The following is a 4,979-nucleotide window of genomic DNA, read 5'->3' as shown; positions in this document are numbered from 1 at the left end:
TTTGTGTGTTCATAGCCAAATTCTCTACCCAAGGGCGGTTCTGCGCAACTCGCAGCCCGCCCATTTTTTATTCTAAATTCAAGATCTTCGTCACCCGCCAACATTGGCTGATCTTGCTCGGTCAAATGCTGGTCAAAAGCGTGCTGGCCTTGGGTCTGATCATCCTGATTACCCTCATCTGGCGGATCTGGCTGCCCCAATCGCTGGTGGTTCCCCTGGCCTACCTCTTACTCATCCTGCCCTTACTGGGCCTGCTGCGGGATGTTATCATCTGGACGAGCCGGCAATATATCGTCACCGACTGGCGGGTGATCCAAATCTCCGGGGTGTTCAGCAAAGAGGTAACGGATTCTTCCCTGGAGAAGGTCAATGATGTCAAACTGGAACAATCCTTGGCGGGGCGGTTGTTGGATTATGGGGACCTTGAAATTCTGACTGCCAGCGAGTTGGGGGTCAACCGGTTCACTTACATAGCGCAGCCCATCCACTTGAAGACGGCGATGCTGAATGCCAAAGAGAAACTGGAACACGGGCAGGCTGGGCTGGAGCATCGCTCAGAGGTAGATATCGCCGGGCCGATTGAGCAATTAGACAATTTGCGGGAACAGGGGCTATTGACGGACAAAGAATTCCAGCAGCAGAAAGCGCAAGTACTGGCCAGGTTGTAGATTTTCAATCGGCCAGCCCGAACTCCGGTAATCTCATCCATGTGTTGCTCATTATCATCATTGTTGTAAGGTTGCTATCCGGGCTATATCGTAAAATTATAAACAGTTAAGGAGGTGAACGTTATGAAACTAACAAAGAATCTGGGAATGCTCTTACTGGCCATCTGGCTTATCCTGACCGGGCTGATTGCGCTGCTCGGTTTCAGCTTTCAGGGCCTGCCCTTGATCATGGGTATCCTCGCCATCGCGGCGGGTGTTTTAATCCTGCTTGGCCGGTAAGGACTCGCAAAAATACAAGTTCCCGCGCTCTTGCCATGTTATTCTGAGCGAAGCGAAGAATCTCCGCCTGGTTGTGGTGGGGATTCTTTACTCCGCTACGCTCCATTCATTACACGGCGTTGGTTAAATTTATTCCGGTTAATGATTTTTGGATCAAAACGGGAGGTATATCCTAGTGAATGTGAACAATAAACAGGACCGTGCTATTTTACAGAACATCGCCCAGCAAGCAATGCTTGAGCGGGGCTTGCTCCCTGACTTTTCTGCCGAAGCGCGCGCCGAACTGGACCAGATGCAGTCGCCCGCCGTAGCAATGAACGCGGAATCGATTCGTGACCTGAGAGACCTGCTGTGGGCTTCTATTGACAACGATGACTCCCGCGACCTGGATCAGCTTACCGTGGCCGAGGCCAGCCCGGGAGACAAAGTAAAAATTCTGGTTGCTGTGGCTGATGTGGACTCGCTCGTTAAAAATGGCTCAGCCATTGACGAGGACGCTCGCCATAATACGACCTCGGTTTATACCGCCGCCGGGATATTCCCCATGCTGCCTGAAAAGCTGTCCACCAACCTCACCTCACTGAATTTTAATGAGGATCGTTTAGCCGTTGTCGTTGAAATGGTGATTGGCGCGGACGGTTCCCTACAGGACTCGGATATCTACCGGGCGCGTGTCCGCAACCATGCGAAACTCGCCTATAACAGCGTGGCCGCATGGCTGGAAGGGAAGGGGGCCGTGCCTGAGGCTATCGCTGCCGCCAAGGGACTGGCTGAGAATCTGCGCCTGCAAGACAAGGTCGCTCAAAGGATGAAGAATTTCCGGCATATGCACGGGGCGCTTAGCCTTGAAACCATTGAAGCGCGACCCATCTTTGACGGCGATCAAATCCGTGACCTGGCTGTGGAAGAAAAGAACCGCGCCAAGGAGATTGTTGAAGATTTTATGATCGCGGCCAACGGCGTGACCGCCCGGTACCTCTCGTCAAAAAACCTCCCTTCGATCCGCCGGGTGGTCCGCGTGCCCAAACGCTGGGCACGAATTGTCGAACTGGCCGGGGAACACGGGTTCAGGCTGCCTGATACCCCCGATTCAAGAGCACTGGATAAGTTTCTAATCCAGGAGAAAGCCGCCGATCCGCTGCGCTTTCCCGACCTATCTCTGGCGGTGATCAAACTTTTAGGAGCGGGTGAATACATGGCCGAACTTCCAGGAGACACTGCCCCCGGCCACTTTGGTCTCGCGGTTAAAGACTATGCCCATTCCACCGCCCCTAATCGTCGCTATACCGATTTAATCACCCAACGCTTATTGAAGGCGGCCATAGAAGGAAAACCTTCGCCCTATAGCCAGGATGAACTGGGAGTTCTGGCGCAGCATTGTACCAAAGAAGAAGATGCCGTTAACAAAGTTGAACGGCAGGTTGGCAAATCTGCGGCGGCGCTTCTCCTTGAGTCGAGAATCGGAGAAGAGTTTGATTCCATTGTCACGGGCGCTTCCGAGAAAGGCACCTGGGTCCGGCTGCTCACTGTGCCTGTTGAAGGGAAGCTGGTTCATGGATTCGAGGGCCTTGATGTCGGCGACCGGGTGCGCGTAAAGTTGATATCTATAAATGTTGAGCGGGGATTTATTGATTTTAGGAAAATTAATTCAGCAAAGCATTGATACAGAAAATCGCGCTTCCGTATTCAAAATGAGCAGAGGAGAAATCTTATGAAAAGGCAAGTGGGTTTGTGGATTGACCATAGGCAGGCCGTTATTGTGACTATCGTAGACGAAGGCGAAGAAACAAGACTAATAGAATCAAATGTAGAGAAACATGTCCGATTTGCTGGTGGTTCAGCACAGGATGGCGTGGTGGAGGACATGCGAGACCGGCGATTTGAGAACGATCTCAACAGCTACTACGATGAAGTCATCGCTGTTATTCGTGACGCAGACACTATCCAAATATTTGGCCCTGGTGAGGCCAAAGGCGAGCTGGAAAAACGTCTTGAGCACGCCGGAATCAAAGGAAATATCCTTGCTATTGAAACTGTGGACAATATGACGGATCGCCAGATTGCGGCAAAAGTTCGAGAGCGTTTTCTGATTTAATAAGGAGACCATACGCCTACATAGGGTAAGGCACCCCCTTAATTATTATCTCTGGAGGACCTTATTGAGTACAGAATGGAATAAAACAACCAAACACATTGTAGCAGTAGGCATGGCCCTGTTTGGGTTATATCTCCTCTATCTCAGTGCCCCGGTGTTGAAGATCTTTGGTATTGCGGCTTTGGTGGCCTTCTTATTAATGCCGGTGGTCACTTTTCTCCACAAGCGTCTGAAAATACCCCGGGTGTTGGCTACTCTGCTCTCGTACCTGGTGTTGATTGTAGTCATACTCCTGGCCCCCCTGGTCATGCTTCCCCCTGTTATTGATGGTTTTAATGTTATTGCCGGCATCAATTATCAGGCTCTGACCGAGAACCTGTTCCGCTGGACCGAAGAAACATTGGTTACCCTCAGCCAGGTACAAACCTCGATCCTGGGCTTTAGTATCGATCTTTCGAGTGTAGTTAAACCGGCCCTGGAGGCGCTACGTAACACCAGCCTGACCAAGGTTATGGTGCTGCCCTCCTATGAGAACATTTTTACATCCGTTCGTCCGGCCTTGTCTCTCACGCTCGGGGTAGCGACCAACCTGGCCGGATCGGTAGTTACGGGCGCGCTGGCGCTGATCCTGATCCTCGTGTACTCCATTTATTTCAGCCTGGATGCCAATAAACTAGGCCCCAGGTTCTTAAGGGTTGTCCCCGAAGCCTACCGCCCGGAAATAGCCACACTCCTGAACCGGCTGAGCGTAACCTGGCGGGCCTACTTTAGAGGGCAGATCATTCTGATGTTTACCGTCGGGACGATCACTTTAATTGGCAACAGCGCCTTGGGCCTGCCGGGCGCTTTCAGTCTGGCCGTTATAGCCGGTCTACTGGAACTTATTCCCAATTTTGGCCCTTTCATCGCCGTCGTTCCGGCCATCGTTGTGGCCTTGCTGCAAGGCTCGGCTTATTGGGAGGTTAACAATTTCATTTTTGCTTTAATGGTGATAGGTTTCTACATTCTGGTGCAACAGGTGGAAAACAACTTTATTGTGCCTCGGGTTCTGGGTGGGGCGGTTAAGTTACATCCCTTGGTCATTATGGGAGGCGTTGTCGTTGGGGCCACCGTCGCCGGTATTGCCGGCGCGCTGCTGGCCGCGCCGGTGATCGCCTCGGGCAAAGAAATTATGAGTTATCTGTACGCCAAAATTCTAGGCCAGGATCCGTTTCCCCCTACTCAGGAAGCGCCAAACGAAGAATCGATTTTGTGGCAAGAACGACTTCAAGGGCTGTGGGCTTGGTGGCGACGGTTCATCGCTCAGTGGTCAAACCGTTGGAAGCCGGCTAAGAAAGAGCAAGAGCCTCAATCTAAATCCTTACAGGAGGGCCAGGGCCTAGATAAGGTAAGATCGGAGCAGGGCGAGTAGAGAAAAGGGTAACTCTAAACTAATAACTAATTTTCCTCTCTACCAATGCCCTAATCTGGACGAGCCAGAACTAAAAAGTGGATAAGCTCTCAACCTCATTTTCTTGCCCAAAATACAAGAAGATAATCGGTTAGAGCCTAGCAATTTGCTGAGGCTTCGCTCAACAAATAAAGCCCTACGGGCATTTGACAATATTTGAGTCTTTGCTTAAGTTCACTTCATCACAGAGATGAAGGAGTAAATAATATGCAAGACCAATTGACGGCCACCTATGAAGACTTGCTCCAGGGCAGTTACGATTGTCCAGACCGGATCGTGCTCAATGCCTATTTCCGGCTGGGATACAGTCCGGGTGGTTTTCGTCAATGGTGGCGTCGTTTGCATGGTTCGGATGACCATCTGGACAAGGCTCACTTGATCCGCATGGCGGGTCGTTTTGCTCGTCGGCTGAAAGCCTATGCCCAGCAACATAACATTCCCGTTGAGTATTGTGATGGGGCTGAGCGCAAACACGAACTGGCCGAAC

Annotated in this window: 6 protein-coding genes; all 6 read left to right on the top strand. The window is 51.4% G+C overall.

Features of this window, described 5'->3' with window-relative positions; translation table 11 throughout:
* A partial coding sequence (locus JW953_09080; GenBank protein MBN1992847.1) for a PH domain-containing protein occupies positions 1-668 on the top strand: 668 nt, incomplete at its 5' end.
* Positions 669-791: 123 nt separating this feature from the next.
* Positions 792-947, top strand: a complete 156-nt coding sequence (locus JW953_09075) for a hypothetical protein (GenBank protein ID MBN1992846.1) — start codon at positions 792-794, stop codon at positions 945-947.
* Positions 948-1,179: 232 nt separating this feature from the next.
* Complete coding sequence (locus JW953_09070) at positions 1,180-2,610, top strand: RNB domain-containing ribonuclease (protein MBN1992845.1); 1,431 nt, start codon at positions 1,180-1,182, stop codon at positions 2,608-2,610.
* A gap of 48 nt (positions 2,611-2,658) precedes the next feature.
* Positions 2,659-3,042, top strand: coding sequence for a hypothetical protein (locus JW953_09065; protein MBN1992844.1), 384 nt, complete (start codon positions 2,659-2,661; stop codon positions 3,040-3,042).
* Between the two features lie 64 nt (positions 3,043-3,106).
* Positions 3,107-4,453, top strand: a complete 1,347-nt coding sequence (locus JW953_09060; protein MBN1992843.1) for an AI-2E family transporter — start codon at positions 3,107-3,109, stop codon at positions 4,451-4,453.
* Positions 4,454-4,699: 246 nt separating this feature from the next.
* Positions 4,700-4,979, top strand: a 280-nt coding sequence (locus JW953_09055) for a hypothetical protein (GenBank protein ID MBN1992842.1), incomplete at its 3' end; no start/stop codon positions are given.

The sequence above is a fragment of the Anaerolineae bacterium genome, assembly GCA_016931895.1.
Classification (GTDB): domain Bacteria; phylum Chloroflexota; class Anaerolineae; order 4572-78; family J111; genus JAFGNV01.
The sequence above is the reverse complement of the archived record's forward strand: the minus strand, read 5'-3'. Positions and strand labels throughout refer to the sequence as shown.

Bases quoted from the DNA above. Each gene is read 5' to 3' on its own strand.
- JW953_09065 (MBN1992844.1), top strand. From the start codon at position 2,659: ATGAAAAGGCAAGTGGGTTTGTGGATTGACCATAGGCAGGCCGTTATT.
- JW953_09075 (MBN1992846.1), top strand. From the start codon at position 792: ATGAAACTAACAAAGAATCTGGGAATGCTCTTACTGGCCATCTGGCTT.
- JW953_09070 (MBN1992845.1), top strand. From the start codon at position 1,180: ATGCTTGAGCGGGGCTTGCTCCCTGACTTTTCTGCCGAAGCGCGCGCC.